This window comes from Paraburkholderia sp. RL17-368-BIF-A, assembly GCF_046054045.1.
Taxonomy (GTDB): Bacteria; Pseudomonadota; Gammaproteobacteria; order Burkholderiales; family Burkholderiaceae; genus Paraburkholderia; species Paraburkholderia graminis.
In genome coordinates this window covers 124,060-140,249 of the sequence record NZ_JARESN010000004.1, presented here as the reverse complement: position 1 = coordinate 140,249, position 16,190 = coordinate 124,060, and the positions used below count along the sequence as shown (strand labels likewise).

Here is a 16,190-nt window from a genome sequence, read left to right as displayed (position 1 = left end):
GTACTGCGATGAACCAGCCGCCACTGCCCGTCACCGTGCTCTCCGGTTTTCTGGGCGCCGGCAAGACCACGCTCCTGAATCACATCCTCGCGAATCGCGCCGGCTTGCGCGTCGCCGCGATCGTCGACGATCTCGCCGCCGTCAATATCGACGCGGCGCTTTTGCGCGATCCGGCCGCGCTGTCGCCCAGCGAAGAAAACCTGGTCGAACTGTCGAACGGCTGTGTCTGCTGCACGCTGCGCGATGATCTGCCCGCCCAGGTGAAAGGGCTGGCCGCCGAAAAGCGCTTCGACGCGATACTGATCGAGTCGGCCGGTGTGGCGGAACCCATGCCGATCGCCGAGACTTTTGCCTTCGCCGACGATGACGATGACGGCGCGCCGCTCGCCGAGCTCGCGCGGCTCGATACGATGGTCACGGTGGTCGACGCGTCCAATTTTCTGCACGACTACGGCTCCGCGGATGCGCTCGCCGAACGCGGCATCGCCGCGAGCGACGAAGACGACCGGACTCTCGTGGAACTGCTGATCGAGCAGGTCGAGTTCTGCGACGTGCTGGTCGTGAACAAGGCCGACCTCGTGACCGCCGACGAGCTGACGCGCCTGCAACGCATCCTCGCGCGCATCAATCCGCGCGCGGTGCAAGTGGTGAGCCGCTTCGGCGCCGTGCCGCTCGAACAGATCGTGAACACTGGCCGCTTCGATTTCGACGAGACGGCGAACGCTCCCGGCGCGATCGCGTTGCTCAACCAGGCCGAGAAGCACGTAGACGAACGCGGCCACGGTCATCACAGCGAAGCCGACGAGTTCGGCATCGGCAACTTCGTTTATCAGGCACGCCGTCCGTTCCATCCGGAGCGGCTGTGGGCGTTGCTGCACGAGGAGTGGAAGGGCGTCTTGCGCAGCAAGGGTTTCTTCTGGCTCGCGACGCGTAACGACATCGCCGGTTCGCTGTCGCAGGCGGGCGGCGCTTGCCGGCACGGTCCCGCAGGCATGTGGTGGGCGGCTCAGGACCGCAGCGAATGGCCCGATGCCGATGACGAGCTCGCCGCCGAAATCGCCGCCGACTGGTATGGCGCGCCGGATGACGTCAGCATTGGCGACCGTCGCCAGGAATTGGCGATGATCGGCGTGGGCATCGACGCGGCGCTGTGGTCGGCGAAGTTCGACGCGTGCCTGCTGACCGACGACGAGTACGCAGTGGGACCGCAAGGCTGGCAACAGTTCGCCGATCCGTTTCCGGCGTGGGACTTCGACGACGATCACGATCACGATCACGATCACGACGGACATGATCACGATGGTCACAGCCACGGCGGAGCCGCGCATCGCCACGACTAAGCGGCTCTTTCAACCGCCTCCACAGTAGCAACCACGCGCGCCGCACTCTCCGCCGCGGCGCGCCCCCTCCAAACGCAAAAGACGAAAAAAAACCCGCCGTTGGCGGGTGTCAACTGCCTGGCAGTAATCTGCTTAGCGCTTGTTGACTGCGTCTTTGAACGCCTTGCCTGCCGTGAACTTGACGGTCTTTGCGGCCGGAATCTTGATGGTTTCGCCCGTCTTCGGGTTGCGACCTGTACGCGCTGCGCGCTTGCCCGAACCAAAGCTGCCGAAGCCGATCAACTGGACCGCGTCGCCCTTCGACACAGACTTCTTGATCACTTCAAGCAACGTGTCCAGCGTTTCACCGGTTTGAGCCTTGCTGGCGCCCGTCTGTCCTGCGACAGCGTCGATCAGTTCCTGTTTGTTCATTAAGGTTCCTTTCTGAGTTTAGGTTGACACGAACAGCGCGAACGCGCCGATTATACGTGCGCGCGCCGCGCCGTCGAGCAGCTACGGCTCCGGAGCCCCTCCAGATCAAAAGCGCCGGACAGCGAGTGTCCGTCGGCCGTGCTGCCGCTCCCTTCGCGGCGCTTGCTATGATAGCGCAGCGCAAACCCAATCAGGACAAGGGTTTCGAAGAATTACGCGGTTTTGGAACAGATACAGCAAGGAAACGGCACTTTTTGCTGATCCGGCCTCGCTGAGAAGCCTGAAACCCAGTGTGGACGGGGCTTTGACGTTGGTTTTTGCCAACGCTCGGCGCGTCTATTTCGCCGCCCGGCGAGCCGCGCGCGCTGGCGGTAACGTTGGACCCCGCTTGTTGGGGCCTCACTTTGCGTCGCGCATGACCGATCCGCTGATCCCAGCCGTCCTCTCGTTCCGGGACAACGGCACGCCTTTTTCGCCTCTCTACGACGACATCTATCACAGCGCCGTCGGCGGTCTCGAGCAGGCCGACCATGTTTTCTTGCGCGGCAACGCGCTGCCCGAGCGCTGGCAGGGCCGGCGCGTTTTCACGGTGCTGGAGACGGGCTTCGGCATGGGCATCAACTTCCTCACGACGTGGGCCGCCTGGCGCGCCGACCCGTCGCGTTGCGAGCGGCTCCATTTCGTCTCGACGGAAAAGCATCCGTTCGCGCTCGCCGATCTGCGCCGCGCGTACGCCGCGACGATTGCCGATCCGTCGATTGCGGCGCTCGCCGACACGCTCGCGAACGACTGGCCGATGCTCGTGCCGGGCACGCATCGGCTGGAATTCGAGGACGGGCGCGTGGTTCTCACGCTCGTTTTCGGCGACGCAGAGCGGAGCTTGCCCAATCTCAGGCTGCGCGCGGACGCGTTTTACCTCGACGGCTTCTCGCCCGCCAAAAACCCGGAGCTTTGGACGCTCGCCATCTTCAAGTCGCTTGCGCGGTTGGCCGACGACGGCGCGACCTTCGCCACTTACACGAGCGCCGGCGACATCAAGCGGGCGCTGACTCAATGCGGCTTCGAGTATCGCAAGGTCGAAGGTTTCGGCTGGAAGCGCGCGATGCTGGTCGGCCGCTTCGCGCCTCGCTGGCGCGTGCGTCGTCACGAGCCGCCCTCGCCACTCGGACCGCTCGGATCGCTCGGACCGCTCACGCCTCGCGAACGGCATGCGGTCGTGATCGGCGGCGGTCTCGCGGGATGCGCGATGGTCGAGCGGCTCGCCGCGCGCGGCTGGCGCGTGACTTTGCTGGAGCGGCATGCGTCGGTCGCGCAAGACGCGTCGGGCAATCCGGCCGGCGTATTCCACCCGATGATCTCGCGCGACGACAGCGTCGCGTCGCGCGTCACGCGCGCCGGCTTTTTATACGCGCTAAGACGCTGGACGGCGCTCGAACGGCTCGGCCACGCGCCGCTGCGCGGCGGCTCGGGTCTGCTGCAAATCGCCGAAAACGCCGACGAAGCCCACGCGATGAGCGAAGCCATCGCCGCGCTGCGCTATCCGCCGGAATTCGTCACGCCGGTCTCCGCCGACGACGCGCAAAAACTCGCCGGTACGCCGCTCGCGCGCGGCGGCTGGTTTTTTCCGCACGGCGGCTGGATCGACCCGGCCTCGCTTTGCGCCGCGCAATGTGCCGCCGCCGGTGATTTGCTCGAGCGGCGCTTCGGCGTGGAAGCCGCGCGTCTCGAGCGCTCGGGCGATCAGTGGCTGGTATTCGACGCGGCCGGCGACGTGCTCGCGCGTGCGCCGGTCGTGATCGTCGCCAACGCTCACGACGCGGCGCGCATTGCCGGTTTGCGTCACGCGCCGACTCGCAGCATCCGCGGCCAGCTCACTTTGCTGCCGCCGGGCGCGGCGCCGTCGCTCGAGTTACCCGTGATCGGCGAAGGTTATGCGATACCGCTGCCCGACGGCGTCACGCTGACTGGCGCGACATACGAACTCGACGACGCCGAAACGTCGCTTCGTCCTGCCGGTCATCTGGAAAACATCGAGCGCGTCGCGCAGATGCTGCCCGCGTTCGCGAGCGTTGTTGCGGGCGTGGATGCCGCGGCATCGGGTCATGCGCTGACCGGCCGCGTCGCATTCCGCTGCGTGACAAGCGACCGCATGCCGATGATCGGCAACCTCGCCGACGAAGCGCTCGCCGCGCGTGACGCGCAACGCCTGCGCGGTGCGTGGCCGCTCGATCTGCCACGCGTCGACGGTCTCTACAGCGCCTTTGCCTACGGCTCGCGCGGTCTCGCGTGGGCGGCGCTTGGCGCGGAACTGATCGCGTCGCAGATCGAAGGCGAGCCGTTGCCGCTCGAACGCGATCTCGCCGAAGACATCGACCCTGCGCGCTTCCTGCTGCGGGCTTTGCGGCAAGGCGGCGTCATCAGTTAACTATTGGCGGTGCGCGGCGCGGTTATCCACCGCGAATTGTGGATAACCACGTTGTTTACTAGCGCAACTCGTGTGGAACCGTTGTGGACGTAAACGGGGTAACTCGAGCGCCGTCGAATTTCGCCGAAAGTTACCCGCGACTACCCGGCGTCGCCGCACATGCTGTGCATCCGGTTATGAAGTCTGCAATCCGCTGATTCGCTTCGGTAAACCGGGGTTATCCACAGAAAAGCGGGCTGCTTGTTAACTGCTACTACGTATACATACAGTAAACACGTAAACAGCAAGGCCCGAGCTGGACCGTGCGCCACCGCACAGATCGGGCGACGCATTCAACCCGTGTGCTAACGGCTGTCCTGAAAAGCACACGTAGATGGTGCAGACTCCATCGACGAGCACTGGAACAAGCCAGCAAATCCAGGCGTCGCGAGCTTCAAAACGGTCGCTTTTTCCACATCTCGCGAAGATGAAGTACTTTCTTACCGTTTTGCCTGCATGTTCGTGTCTTTTCGGTCGAAGCTAAAAAAGCTATGGCACAATCGCCGTTCTTTTCCGCGTGGTGCCTGGCCTCCTGCGGTACCCGCTGCAATGGAACGGTCCCGTTCAATCAGAATCTGATTCAACGTCGACGGCGTTCTTTCACCGTGCCGAGCCGGTTGCTACGGCCGCACCCCTGAATGCGCCGAGCTCCCTGCGACTGCGGCGCGTTCGAATCATCCGATCGTTGAAAACCCGCAACGCGGATCACGCGAAGCGATTGCGACAGTGGCCCGCGTCTTGCGCCCACCCGCTCGCCGGTGTTCGCGCCGGCTCATGCTGGTTCATGTGATCTGCCGTTGCTGCAAAGGAGAACCCATAACGATGAATTCGGCGTTTTCATTTTTTCCAGCCTGGCCGCTTTCACCCGACGCCATTTTTTGGGCTGGTCTCGCCTTGCTCGCCGCGGGTTTGTGCGGCGAGTTGTGCTATCGCGCGTGGCGCTTGCCGCGTATTTCGGGCTATGCGGTCATCGGTCTGATTGCCGGCGCGGCTGGCTCGGGCGTGATCGACGCGGAATCGGCGAAAGCCGCGCGGCCCTTGCTCGACGTTGCGCTCGGCTTGCTGCTGTTCGAACTCGGCAGCCGGCTCGATCTGCGCTGGATCCGTCGTAATCCGTGGCTCGTGATGTCGAGCGTCGCCGAAGCCACTTTGACTTTCGCGCTCGTTTTGCCCGTGCTGCTGTTTTTGAACGTGCCGCTGATGGTCGCAACCGTGCTGGCCGCCATCGCGATGGCGACTTCGCCGGCCATGGTGATTCAGCTCAAGACCGAGCTTCGCGCCGAAGGCCAGGTCACGCAGCGTCTGTTGACGCTGACCGCGTTGAACAGCATGTATGCGGTCGTGATCGAAAAGCTCGTGTCGAGCTGGCTGCATCAGGAAGCGTACGGCAATGTTTTCGCGACCATTCTGCAGCCGCTTTATCTGCTGGTCGGCTCGCTCGTGCTCGCCTATCTGCTCGCGCGCACCTGCACGTTCTTTTATCGCCGGCTCAACATGCAGGACGAGCATTCGTTCGTTGCGCTATTCGGCCTGATTCTGGTGGCCATCGCGGTCGCGCATCTGTTCAAGCTGTCGACCATTCTCGCGCTGCTCGCCGCCGGCATCATCGTGAAGAATCTGGAGGCTCGGCCGCAGTTGTGGCCGCGGCATTTCGGCACGGCCGGCTGGCTTCTCACTGTGATTCTGTTCGTGCTGACGCTCACTTCGTTTGAATGGAAAGACATTGCGCTCGGCGGCGTTGCGGCGCTGGGCCTGATTGTTGCGCGTCTCGTCGCGAAACTCGTCGGCGTGCTTGCGTTTGCAAAGCCGAGCGGTCTGGACTGGAAACAGGGCATGGCGCTCGGTTTGTCGCTCTCGCCGATGTCGGCGCTGGCTTATCTGCTCGTCGACGATACGTACAACCTGTATCCAAATTTCGATCCGCAATTGCGGGCGATCATGATGTGTTCGATTGTCGTGCTGCAGATTCTCGGGCCGTGGCTCGTTTATCGCAGCCTCGCGCTGGTCGCCGAGCGGCGCGAAGAGTAAGCGGTTAAGCGGTCATAAGCGACCGTGAGCGCTCCGCGCTGCAAGCCACACGTTATTCAAATTTATTCGCTTCAAAAAACGGCCGGGCTTCCGACAACCGTCCGGCCGACCTCACTCAGGGGACGCCATGTCACTCGAACCCTTCATCGATTCGAAGCCGTTCACTTTCGGTGTCGAACTCGAGATGCAGATCGTCAATACGCACGACTATGATCTGACCAAAGCCGGCTCCGATCTGCTGCGCCTCGTCAAGGATCAAAAGATCCCCGGCAACATCACGCCGGAAATCACCGAGAGCATGATCGAGCTGTCCACCGGCATTTGCACGAACCACGAACAGGCACTCGCCGATCTGCGCAAGATTCGCGACACGCTCGTTTCCGCGGCCGATCATCTGAACGTCGGCCTGTGCGGCGGCGGCACGCACGCTTTCCAGCAATGGAGCGAACGGCAGATCGTGGATACGCCGCGCTTTCAGTATCTTTCCGAACTGTACGGTTATCTTGCGAAGCAGTTCACCGTATTCGGCCAGCATGTGCACATCGGCTGCCCCGATCCGGACAGCGCGCTGTTCCTGCTGCATTCCATGTCGCGCTTCATTCCGCATTTCATTGCGTTGTCCGCATCGTCGCCGTTCGTGCAGGGCGTGGACACCGGCTTTCATTCGGCACGCCTGAATTCCGTGTTCGCGTTTCCGCTATCGGGCCGCGCGCCGTTCGTGCTGACGTGGGACAGCTTCGAGGAATATTTCTCGAAGATGGTCCATACGGGCGTGGTCAACAGCATGAAGGATTTTTACTGGGACATCCGGCCGAAGCCGGGCTTCGGCACCATCGAAGTACGCGTGATGGATACGCCGCTTTCCGTCGATCGCGCCGCGGCGATTGCCTGCTACATCCAGACGCTTGCGCGCCATCTGCTGCTCGACAAGCCGATCACGCCGCACGAAGACGACTACCTCGTCTACACGTTCAACCGCTTCGAGGCATGCCGTTTCGGTCTTGCCGGAACCTGCATCAATCCGCAGACAGGCGAGCGCAAGACGATTTCGGAAGACATTCTCGAGACGCTCGACCTCATCGCGCCGCACGGCGACGCGTTGGGCTCGGGCCATGCGCTTGCCGAGATCGGCGCGATTGCGCGTGGTCAGATCAACGATGCAACGTGGCTAAGAGGCGTCGTCGAACAGGAAAAGTCGCTGCATGAGGCTGTCCGGCAACAGTGTCTGAAGTGGCGAGCGTGATCGGCCGGACGGTGTCGCTTGTGTTCAACAGTAAGAAAACCCGCCTGCGCGGGTTTTTTTTCGTCGTTAAAATTTTCCAGTTCGGGGCCCTTAAGGTTTTTCCAATAAGTACGTATACAAACGTAGTAGTAGTTAACAAGCATCGCCGCCGACTGTGGACAACTGAATAATTCCCTGCAAAGTCAAGGCGCTGCGTAAACCATAAGTAGGCCGGTGAGCAGTGCGTGGCCGGCGGTAAACGAGGACAACTTAAGGACTCACAAGTGGACGCGGGTGCTTATCAAGAATCGGCGCACATGTCATCCCTGATGTTGTCCCACGGTTATCCACAGATTGCATTGGATAACTTAGCTGTACGATTCGCCGCTCTCGCATAGAATGTCGTCTTAACCGCTTCGGCTTGCAAGGCGGTGAATTTTTGAGATAGTTAGAGACCGTCTCGTCCTGTTTTTTGGGCGGGGCTACCCCACACAGGCTACGGGCGTTCCCGGCAACGACGGCCGGCACCGCACAAAAGCTGTAAATAAACCAATCGAAGATTATGAGCGAAGGCGTATACGGAGAACAGGCAACCGGGCGAGTCACCCACAGCCTCTTGCGACTGAGCACGGCGATGCGAAGCCAGGCTTGGGAATGGGCGGAAGGCGCGGGCCTCACGCCCACGCAGGGCGAAATCCTGGTTTTGCTGATGCAACGAAAAGGGCCGATGCGGCTCGGGGAAATCGCGCGCGAAACGGCACTGACCGCCGCGACCACCAGCGACGCGGTCAGTACGCTCGAGACCAAGGGACTGGTCGAAAAGCGCCGCGCTCTCGATGACGGCCGCGCGCTCGCCGTTCGTCTGACCACTCGCGGCCGCACGGCTGCGAAGCGCGCCGCGCAATGGCCTGACTTTCTGGCCAAGGCTGTGGGCACGTTGCGCGACGACGAGCAGGCCCTGTTCTATCGCACGCTGCTCAAGACGGTTCATCAACTGGAAGCGCAGGGCAACATTCCGCCGCACCGCATGTGCCTGAGCTGCACGCATTTCGAGCCGAGCAAGAATCCGAAGAAAACGCCGCATCATTGCGCGCTGCTCGATCTGAACATGGCGGATACGGATCTGCGTCTGGATTGCGCCGTGCATGAAACCGCCGACGTCGCCACGCAGAAAAAGACCTGGAAGATCTTCGCCCAGTAAGGCGGCTGCTTCGCTGCCAATCCGCTACACTGCAACCGGCAACAGCAGGCGGCGTTTGCCGCCTGCCGGCTTTTTCGGTGCCGCGCAGCGGCAGTCCGCAGTCAATCTGAAGGTGACAGGCTGATGAATCAGGAAGTTCTGGCCATTCGCCACGTGCACTTCGAGGATCTGGGCAGTCTCGAACTCGTGCTCGGCGAACGCGGGCGGCCCGTGCGTTATCTCGATGTCGGCTTTGCCCGCATCGAGGCGCCGAACCCGGTCACGTCATCGTTGATGGTGGTGCTCGGCGGCCCCATCAGCGCCACCGACGACGCGCGCTATCCCACGCTCGTGCCGCTGCTTTCGATGATCGAAAAACGCATCGAAGCAGGGCTTCCCACACTCGGCATTTGTCTCGGCGCGCAACTGATCGCGCGTGCGCTCGGCGCGCGAGTGTATCCCGCGGGCCATACGGAGCTCGGCTGGGAACCGCTTACGCTGACGGAGGCCGGCCGCGCATCGCCGGTGCGTCATCTGGATGGCGCGCATACGTCCATGCTGCATTGGCATGGCGATACCTTCGACCTTCCCGCGAACGCGACGCGTCTCGCATCCACGAGCGCGTGTGAAAACCAGGCGTTCACGTGGGGCAGCCATGTGCTCGCGTTGCAATGTCATCCCGAGATTCGCACCGATCGCTTCGAGCCCTGGCTGATCGGCAATGCGGGCGAACTTGTGGAGCACGGAATCGACGCGCGTCAATTGCGCGCCGAGACCGCGCAGTTCGGCCCGGCTCTTGAGGCGGCCGCTTGCCGTATGTTCGGCGAATGGCTCGATCAGGTACAGGCGCAGCCCTGAGCGAGCGCTTCAGCGGCGGTCGCAAGTGGCCTGCCTGCAGCAAATGACTCGCGGTGCTATCCTCGTTCGCTCTCGGTTTTCTACTGGGCGGTGATCCATGAGCGCGCTATTTTCTCCACTCACGCTGCGTAGCGTGACGCTTCCGAATCGCATCGTCGTGTCGCCGATGTGCCAGTATTCCGCCGAACGCGGCGAAGCCACCGCGTGGCACATGATTCACCTCGGCAGTCTCGCATTGTCCGGCGCCGGCATGTTGTGCATCGAGGCGACGGCTGTCGAACCGGACGGCCGCATCACGCCCGGCGATCTGGGCTTGTGGGACGACGCGACCGAAGCCGCGCTCACGCCCGTGCTTGCCGCGATCCGCAAGCACTCGCACATCAACGTGACGATGCAGTTGTCGCATGCCGGGCGCAAGGCGTCGAGTCATGCGCCGTGGGAAGGCGGCCAGCTGATTCCGGTCTCGCAGGGCGGCTGGTTGCCGCATGCGCCGTCGGCGTTGCCGCACAAAGCGGGCGAAGAGCCGCCGCTCGCGCTCGACACACCTGGCCTGAATCGCATCCGCGAAGCGTTTGCGGCGTCCGCGCGGCGCGCCGCGCGTCTCGGCATCGACGCACTCGAAGTGCATGCCGCACACGGCTATTTGCTGCATCAGTTTCTTTCGCCGCTCGCCAATCAACGGGATGACGACTACGGCGGTTCGCTCGAAAACCGCATGCGTTTTCCGCTCGAGATCTTCGACATCGTGCGCGCGTCTTTTCCCGCCGACAAACCGGTCGGCGTGCGTGTGTCCGCAACGGATTGGGTCGAAGGCGGCTGGTCGCTGGAAGACACCATCGCGTTCGCACATGAGTTGAAGAAGCGCGGCTGCGACTGGATCGACGTATCGTCCGGCGGCGTCTCGCCGTTGCAGAAGATTCCGCTCGAGCCGGGCTATCAGATCCCGTTCGCCAAGGCCGTCAAACAGGCGACGGGGCTCACGACCATCGGCGTCGGACTCATCACCGATCCGTTTCACGCGGAGCAACTGATCGAACAGGGCGACGCCGATCTGATCGCGCTGGCTCGCGCGCTGCTATACAACCCGCGCTGGCCGTGGCACGCCGCTGCGCAACTCGGCGCGACGGTCGAAGCGCCGCCGCAGTACTGGCGCTCGCAACCGCGCGATCAGAAGGCGCTGTTCGGCGAGATTTCATTCGGACAAAGATGAGGCGGCTCATGCGTGACGCACGATCGCATGAGGTCCACGTTTTTGACGGTTGAACGAAGCCGTCTTCAGCGTGTAGGATGCCGGTTGTGGCGCGTGAGCGTCGCAGGTCGACGCGGCGCTCGCAGGGCGCCGCGTTTGCTATGAGCGCCAGAAAAAATCAGCGCGTCAGACGCGAGCTTTTCCGACGGCTGCCGGACTTCATCCCCAGTTCTTCACAAGGATTCATTCAATGAGTTCACGCAGGATCGCCGTGCGTCGTTCCGGTGTGCACGGCAAAGGCGTGTTTGCGCTCGAACCGATTGCGGCCGGCGAGCGGCTAATCGAATACAAGGGCGAGCGGATTTCCTGGAAAGAAGCGTTGCGCCGTCATCCGCATAATCCTGACGAACCGAATCACACGTTCTACTTTGCGCTCGATAGCGGCAAGGTGATCGACGGCAAGGTGAGCGGCAACAGCGCACGCTGGATCAACCACTCGTGCGCGCCGAACTGCGAAGCGGAAGAGATCGACGGTCACGTGTACGTGCATGCGCTGCGCGACATCGCCGAGGGCGAGGAGATCTTCTACGATTACGGTCTCGTGATCGACGCGCGTCAGACGAAGAAGCTCAAGAAGGAATACGAATGCCGCTGCGGCTCGCGCAAATGCCGCGGCACGATGCTCGCGCCGACCGAGAAGGACAAGGCCGCGGCTAAAGCGGCGAAGCCGGCCAAGGCTGCGAAAACCGCTAAGTCGGCTAAGTCCGTTAAGTCTGCCAAGTCGGCCAGCCCGGCGAAGAAGGCCAGGAAGAAGTAACGCGAGAAGCAGCGCGCGAGCTGCGCGGTTCGTCGTGCGAATGACGCCCGCGCAGCGCGAAGACCTAAGTTACCGCTATAGATCGACCGGCGCCGAGTGCGCCGGTTTTTTTTCGTGGTCTTGTGCGTCGTCGCTGGCGTGTGCCGGCCGCGCCGCTTCCACGACCGGAATACGCACGATGAAACGCGCTCCGCCTTCGGGCGCGTCTTCGTAATGCACGCTGCCGTGATGCAGCGCCATGATGTCGTGAACGATCGCGAGACCGAGACCGGCGCCGCCGTCCACGCCGTCATCGCTCTGACCGTCGCCGCGGAAAAACCGCTTGAACAGATCGGCTTGCTGCGTGTGAGGCACGCCCGCGCCATTGTCCTCGACGACGATCTCGGCCATGCGCACGTCGTCGATCACGGTTTGCGAGACCGTGACCGTAATGCGCCCGCCGTCGAAGCGCGAAGGCGGCACGTACTTCAGCGCGTTATCGAGCAGATTCGCGATCACTTCATGCAGCAGCACCGGATTGCCGCGCGCGATCAACGGATGATCGTTGGCCGGATCGTCGAGCCGCTGGAAACCGAGGTCGATGTGCGAGGCCAACGCGCGCGGCACCCATTCCGCGCCGGTATCGAACGCGAGCGCGGCCATATCGACATTGACGAAGCGCGCGGCCTGCTCGGCCGGTTCCGCGCGCGCGAGAGACAGCAACTGATTCGACAGACGCACCGCGCGATCGGCCGCCGCACGCAGCTCGCGCACGGCGGCGAGCGTTTGTTGCGGATCGCGCGCGACAGCCGCCTGCTCTGCATGCAGCTTGACGGCCGTGAGCGGCGTGCGAAGTTGATGCGCGGCATCGGCGATGAATTTGCGCTGGCCGTCGAGCGCGGTCTTGAGACGGCCGAGCAGCGCATTGACGGCGCCGGTCAGCGGCCGGATTTCGACGGGCACATAGGTCTCGTCGACCGGTTCGAGCGACGTGTGCGTCTGCCGGTTGAGCGAGTCCGCGAGATCGGTCAGCGGATTGAGCTGCTGATTCACCACGCGCCACACGATCACCCAGCCCGCGAGCAGCAGCAGCAGCAGCGGCATCATGATCGCCACGAGAAATTCCGCGGCGATGCGAAAGCGGTGATGCACCGGCTGCCCGACCTCGACGACGATCGGATTGCCCACCGGCTGATCGACCCTCACCTGCGCGACGCGCACGGTCACGCCTTGATGCTGCGTTTCGAACACATACGCGTAATGCATGCGCCGAACGCTGGTGCCTTGCAGAGGCAGCGTTTCATCGCCGGCAATTTCGGTTTCGCCATCGCTGATCCGATAGACGAGATGCTCGACCGGATCGGAAAACATCGCTTGCGCGAGCGGCGGCACGGTAATGGGCGCTTCGGGGCCCGCAATCTGAATCTGCTTGGAGATGGCGGTCGCGAGGTCCGCAAGCGAGCGGTCGACCACGTGCTGCGTGTACTGCCACGCGAGCCAATAGGCGATCAGGCCGCTCATCAGCGCGAGCAGTGAAAGCGGAGCAGCTAGGCGCCGCAGCAGCGTGCGGCGCAGACTATTGGCGGCCGGCTGGGGCATGATCGAACGCGTGGGAAGAGGGCAGGCGCGAGGCGCCATGAAGTTTCACCGGACGCCGGCGACTCGCGCACGCAGTGCGCCGCGCCGGCCCGGCGCCGTCAGGCCGCAACAGAGTGGCGGCCTTCACGACGATTATGCGGCCTGACGGATTTCCTGCAACAGGTAACCGAAGCCGCGCACCGTAACGATTTCGACGCGGCAGCTCTCGAGCTTTTTGCGCACGCGGTGCACATAGACTTCGATCGCGGTGTCGCCGAGATCGCCGCCGAAATGCGTGAGGTGGTCCTGCAGTTGCGCTTTGCTGACCACGCGGCCGTGGCGCAGCAGCAGCATTTCGAGCACGGCGAATTCGCGCGGCGACAGTTCGAGGGGCTTGTCGTCGTTGAAAATGCGCCGATCGACGCCCGACAGACGCACGCCGCCCAGCGACACTTCCGGACGCGGCATGTCGCCGTGCGGACCGCTGCGGCGCATCACTGCGCGAATGCGCGCTTCGAGCTCGGTCGGCTCGAACGGCTTGAGCATGTAGTCGTCCGCGCCGGAATTCAGGCCCTGGACGCGGTCGTTCAGTTCGTCGCGCGCGGTGAGGATGATCACCGGCGTATGGCGATTGCTCTGACGGAAACGCGCGAGCAGCGTCATGCCGTCGATGCCCGGCAAGCCGAGGTCGAGAATCACCAGTTCGTGACGGTTTTGGGTGAGAGCCTGTTCGGCGAAAATGCCGTCGTGGACCATGTCGACGGTGAAGCCGGCTTGTTCGAGGCTGCTTTGGATGCCGCGTGCGATGGGGCGGTCATCTTCGATCAGAAGGAGTCGCATGGATCTCGCTCAATTACAATGGGTTTAGGCGTTCGGGCAAGCGGTTCGCCGGGGCGCCTGCTTTACAGATCTGCTACGCGGACCGCGGTGTGTGCTCATGCCGGATCGGCCCAAGCCACCAAGCAGTCAACCACGCAGTCATCGAGCAGCGCGCTCGCGCCCTCCGGGTAATCGAAGCCATGTCCGAGATCAGCATTCAGGAACTCGAAGCCGCGATCAACTTCTGGCGCGCCCGCTCACCTTCGAGCGGAGACGAACTCGTTCTGTGCAAGGAGGCAAGCGCGCTCTCCAAGCCGTATGCGCTCCTGATTGTACAGCGTCGGAACACGCTATCGCGGGATCGTTTGGACGCCAATGCACGCCAGGCGTGGGATTCTTACGTGCGCCTTAAAAATAGCCTGTAGAACTGAAGGTTTTCGTCCGCGGTTGCCTGCAAAGCCCTTTCAATACGACGAATTCTGCGTGTTGGCCGCATTGCGCGTATGTGCCGTGATCGTCTCGATAAAGTGCGCCAGTTCGATATCGCGCTTCGTCAGTCCATTTGCTTCATGCGTCGACAGCGTGATCTGCACCTTGTTGTACACGTTGAACCATTCGGGATGGTGATCCATTTCCTGCGCTTTGATCGCGACACGCGTCATGAAGCCGAAGGCTTCGTTGAAGTCGGCGAACTCGAACTGCCGCTGGATCGCATCGCGGTCGGTCGCGGGTTGCCAGCCGTGCAAGCGGGCGAGTTCGGCGGTACGTTCTTCGGAACTCAGTTTGTGGATCATCGGGTCACCTCGTGTGCTGGGTTTGCGTCGCCATGCCGACGCTTCGTTTATTTTTCCACGGATGCGGCGGGCTCGTTGAGGGGTGGGGCGGCGGCATGCAGCGGCCCGTCGGATGAGCGGGCGTTGGGCGTATCGTCGGGATCACATGCAATAATCCCGCATTGAACGGCTATTTAATGCGGGTTTTCACCATGCTAGACCTCGACCACTTCGACCTCGCGCTGCTGGACGTGCTGCAGCGCTTCGGCCGCGCGACTCATCAGCAGCTTGCCGAGCAAGTGCCGCTGTCGCCGTCGCAGATCGGGCGGCGCTTGCAGCGGCTGGAACAGATCGGTGTGGTGGACGGCTATCGCGTCGTGCTGCGGCCGGAAAAGCTCGGCCTGGGCGTCACGGCCTTTACGAGCCTCAAGCTCAAGCATCACGGCGATTCGATCATCGAGCAGTTTCAGCAGCAGATCGACGCGTTGCCCGAAGTGCTGGAATGTCACGCGGTGGTGGGCGACGCCGACTATCTGCTGCGCATCGTCGCGCCCGACCTGAATTACCTGTCCACGTTCGTGATGAAAAAGCTGATGCGCGTGCCAGGCGTGGATAGCGTGCGCTCGAACATCGTGCTCACGACGTTCAAGCGCAACGGGCCGTTGCCGCTTGCGCATCTGTCGCCGGGAACGGCTGCGGCGTGAGCCGCGCTCGAGCGGCGATACGCGCGTTTTATGCGGCCTGCTTCGGCTCGCCGCCGGGGCTCGTCAGCAGATCCACATAAGCCACCGCCACCAGATCCGATTCCGGCACGCCGAGGCTCGCGAACATCGCGTGCGCTTCGGCGTGACCGTCTTCCTCGTCGTCGTCTTGCGCGAGCACCACTTCTAGCTCGACGAAATCGCCGAGGCCATCGACGCGGTCCAGATGAATGCGCGTGCGCCCCGCCAGATACACGTGCCGTTCCTTGGTGACGATGCCGCGCGTGGTCAGCGCCGTGGCAAGCAGCGAGTGCATCGCTTCGGGGTTCGTCACGGGACTGCGTGTGTAGTACGACGCCTTGGGACCGTCGCGGTCGTCGCGCTGATAGAAGATCAGCTCGGCGGGCGTGCCGTCGTCGAACTGGCGCAGCTTCAGACGCCCGCGCGGCACGTCGTAGAAGAAATCCTGCTGGCGGAAGATCAGCGGCGCGTCCGGCGCAAGCTGCGCCGCGCGTTCGCGCAGCTGTTCGAAATGCTGGGCGCGGGCTTTGATTTCGATGTTGCGTGCCATGTCAGGCTCCTGTCGGGAATAGGGTGGTAAGCGGCTTCGTCGTGAGTGGGGCGAAGCTGCCGGGAAGACAGAGTCGGTCGGAACGGGAAAGCAGGGACAGCACGAAGGGCCGGCGCATGCGCGAACCGCCAATCTAACAAAAACTGCGTGACGCCGCGGTTTCAGTCGGACTCGATTACTTTGCGCGAGTGCCCGCACGCTGTCATGAGAACCGCTCATATCGCGGCGGTCCAATACCAGGCCCAAGCTCAGGCGGCCTT

At 62.9% G+C, this 16,190-nt stretch carries 15 protein-coding genes; 10 read left to right on the top strand and 5 right to left on the bottom strand.

What is annotated here, in order from left to right; all coding sequences use genetic code 11:
* The first annotated feature begins 8 nt into the window (after positions 1-8).
* Positions 9-1,340, top strand: coding sequence for a GTP-binding protein (locus tag P0D87_RS08930; protein ID WP_408636789.1), 1,332 nt, complete (start codon positions 9-11; stop codon positions 1,338-1,340).
* A gap of 132 nt (positions 1,341-1,472) precedes the next feature.
* Here P0D87_RS08930 and P0D87_RS08925 read toward each other — a convergent pair whose 3' ends face one another.
* Positions 1,473-1,751, bottom strand: coding sequence for an HU family DNA-binding protein (locus P0D87_RS08925; RefSeq protein ID WP_006050811.1), 279 nt, complete (start codon positions 1,749-1,751; stop codon positions 1,473-1,475).
* Between the two features lie 415 nt (positions 1,752-2,166).
* Between P0D87_RS08925 and mnmC the strand changes: the two genes are divergently transcribed.
* From mnmC to P0D87_RS08890, 7 genes are all read left to right on the top strand, one after another.
* Positions 2,167-4,176, top strand: coding sequence for a bifunctional tRNA (5-methylaminomethyl-2-thiouridine)(34)-methyltransferase MnmC2/FAD-dependent 5-carboxymethylaminomethyl-2-thiouridine(34) oxidoreductase MnmC1 (gene mnmC / locus P0D87_RS08920; protein WP_053858914.1), 2,010 nt, complete (start codon positions 2,167-2,169; stop codon positions 4,174-4,176).
* 861 nt (positions 4,177-5,037) lie between these two features.
* The gene (locus P0D87_RS08915; protein WP_029971201.1) at positions 5,038-6,243 is read left to right on the top strand and encodes a cation:proton antiporter; all 1,206 of its coding nucleotides are present in this window, start codon (positions 5,038-5,040) and stop codon (positions 6,241-6,243) included.
* Between the two features lie 127 nt (positions 6,244-6,370).
* Positions 6,371-7,486: a YbdK family carboxylate-amine ligase gene (locus P0D87_RS08910; RefSeq protein WP_006050814.1), complete on the top strand. Its 1,116-nt coding sequence runs from the start codon at positions 6,371-6,373 to the stop codon at positions 7,484-7,486.
* A gap of 541 nt (positions 7,487-8,027) precedes the next feature.
* The gene (locus P0D87_RS08905; protein ID WP_006050815.1) at positions 8,028-8,666 is read left to right on the top strand and encodes a MarR family winged helix-turn-helix transcriptional regulator; all 639 of its coding nucleotides are present in this window, start codon (positions 8,028-8,030) and stop codon (positions 8,664-8,666) included.
* Between the two features lie 123 nt (positions 8,667-8,789).
* Positions 8,790-9,503 carry a glutamine amidotransferase gene (locus tag P0D87_RS08900; RefSeq protein WP_006050816.1) on the top strand — a complete coding sequence of 238 codons (714 nt, stop codon included), beginning with the start codon at positions 8,790-8,792 and terminating at the stop codon, positions 9,501-9,503.
* A gap of 97 nt (positions 9,504-9,600) precedes the next feature.
* Positions 9,601-10,713: an NADH:flavin oxidoreductase/NADH oxidase gene (locus P0D87_RS08895; protein WP_006050817.1), complete on the top strand. Its 1,113-nt coding sequence runs from the start codon at positions 9,601-9,603 to the stop codon at positions 10,711-10,713.
* Between the two features lie 229 nt (positions 10,714-10,942).
* Positions 10,943-11,509: an SET domain-containing protein gene (locus P0D87_RS08890; protein WP_053858913.1), complete on the top strand. Its 567-nt coding sequence runs from the start codon at positions 10,943-10,945 to the stop codon at positions 11,507-11,509.
* Between the two features lie 75 nt (positions 11,510-11,584).
* Here P0D87_RS08890 and P0D87_RS08885 read toward each other — a convergent pair whose 3' ends face one another.
* Both P0D87_RS08885 and P0D87_RS08880 read right to left on the bottom strand, forming a co-directional pair.
* The gene (locus tag P0D87_RS08885; protein WP_053858912.1) at positions 11,585-13,087 is read right to left on the bottom strand and encodes a sensor histidine kinase; all 1,503 of its coding nucleotides are present in this window, start codon (positions 13,085-13,087) and stop codon (positions 11,585-11,587) included.
* A 132-nt stretch (positions 13,088-13,219) separates the two neighbouring features.
* Positions 13,220-13,906, bottom strand: a complete 687-nt coding sequence (locus P0D87_RS08880; RefSeq protein ID WP_006050820.1) for a response regulator — start codon at positions 13,904-13,906, stop codon at positions 13,220-13,222.
* 179 nt (positions 13,907-14,085) lie between these two features.
* On the opposite strand from P0D87_RS08880, the gene P0D87_RS08875 reads away from it, so the two are divergent.
* Complete coding sequence (locus tag P0D87_RS08875; protein ID WP_006050821.1) at positions 14,086-14,310, top strand: DUF3717 domain-containing protein; 225 nt, start codon at positions 14,086-14,088, stop codon at positions 14,308-14,310.
* A gap of 39 nt (positions 14,311-14,349) precedes the next feature.
* Here P0D87_RS08875 and P0D87_RS08870 read toward each other — a convergent pair whose 3' ends face one another.
* Positions 14,350-14,679, bottom strand: coding sequence for a 4a-hydroxytetrahydrobiopterin dehydratase (locus tag P0D87_RS08870; RefSeq protein WP_006050822.1), 330 nt, complete (start codon positions 14,677-14,679; stop codon positions 14,350-14,352).
* A gap of 191 nt (positions 14,680-14,870) precedes the next feature.
* Between P0D87_RS08870 and P0D87_RS08865 the strand changes: the two genes are divergently transcribed.
* On the top strand, positions 14,871-15,362 hold the full coding sequence (locus P0D87_RS08865; protein ID WP_006050823.1) for an Lrp/AsnC family transcriptional regulator: 492 nt from the start codon (positions 14,871-14,873) through the stop codon (positions 15,360-15,362).
* A 28-nt stretch (positions 15,363-15,390) separates the two neighbouring features.
* Here P0D87_RS08865 and P0D87_RS08860 read toward each other — a convergent pair whose 3' ends face one another.
* Entirely contained in the window at positions 15,391-15,930 is a 540-nt protein-coding gene (locus P0D87_RS08860; RefSeq protein ID WP_029971206.1) for a class IV adenylate cyclase, read from the bottom strand.
* Between the last annotated feature and the right edge of the window lie 260 nt (positions 15,931-16,190).

Coding starts and splice junctions, on each gene's coding strand:
- P0D87_RS08930 (WP_408636789.1), top strand. CDS start 9: ATGAACCAGCCGCCACTGCCCGTCACCGTGCTCTCCGGTTTTCTGGGC.
- P0D87_RS08925 (WP_006050811.1), bottom strand. CDS start 1,751: ATGAACAAACAGGAACTGATCGACGCTGTCGCAGGACAGACGGGCGCC.
- mnmC (WP_053858914.1), top strand. CDS start 2,167: ATGACCGATCCGCTGATCCCAGCCGTCCTCTCGTTCCGGGACAACGGC.
- P0D87_RS08915 (WP_029971201.1), top strand. CDS start 5,038: ATGAATTCGGCGTTTTCATTTTTTCCAGCCTGGCCGCTTTCACCCGAC.
- P0D87_RS08910 (WP_006050814.1), top strand. CDS start 6,371: ATGTCACTCGAACCCTTCATCGATTCGAAGCCGTTCACTTTCGGTGTC.
- P0D87_RS08905 (WP_006050815.1), top strand. CDS start 8,028: ATGAGCGAAGGCGTATACGGAGAACAGGCAACCGGGCGAGTCACCCAC.
- P0D87_RS08900 (WP_006050816.1), top strand. CDS start 8,790: ATGAATCAGGAAGTTCTGGCCATTCGCCACGTGCACTTCGAGGATCTG.
- P0D87_RS08895 (WP_006050817.1), top strand. CDS start 9,601: ATGAGCGCGCTATTTTCTCCACTCACGCTGCGTAGCGTGACGCTTCCG.
- P0D87_RS08890 (WP_053858913.1), top strand. CDS start 10,943: ATGAGTTCACGCAGGATCGCCGTGCGTCGTTCCGGTGTGCACGGCAAA.
- P0D87_RS08885 (WP_053858912.1), bottom strand. CDS start 13,087: ATGCCCCAGCCGGCCGCCAATAGTCTGCGCCGCACGCTGCTGCGGCGC.
- P0D87_RS08880 (WP_006050820.1), bottom strand. CDS start 13,906: ATGCGACTCCTTCTGATCGAAGATGACCGCCCCATCGCACGCGGCATC.
- P0D87_RS08875 (WP_006050821.1), top strand. CDS start 14,086: ATGTCCGAGATCAGCATTCAGGAACTCGAAGCCGCGATCAACTTCTGG.
- P0D87_RS08870 (WP_006050822.1), bottom strand. CDS start 14,679: ATGATCCACAAACTGAGTTCCGAAGAACGTACCGCCGAACTCGCCCGC.
- P0D87_RS08865 (WP_006050823.1), top strand. CDS start 14,871: ATGCTAGACCTCGACCACTTCGACCTCGCGCTGCTGGACGTGCTGCAG.
- P0D87_RS08860 (WP_029971206.1), bottom strand. CDS start 15,930: ATGGCACGCAACATCGAAATCAAAGCCCGCGCCCAGCATTTCGAACAG.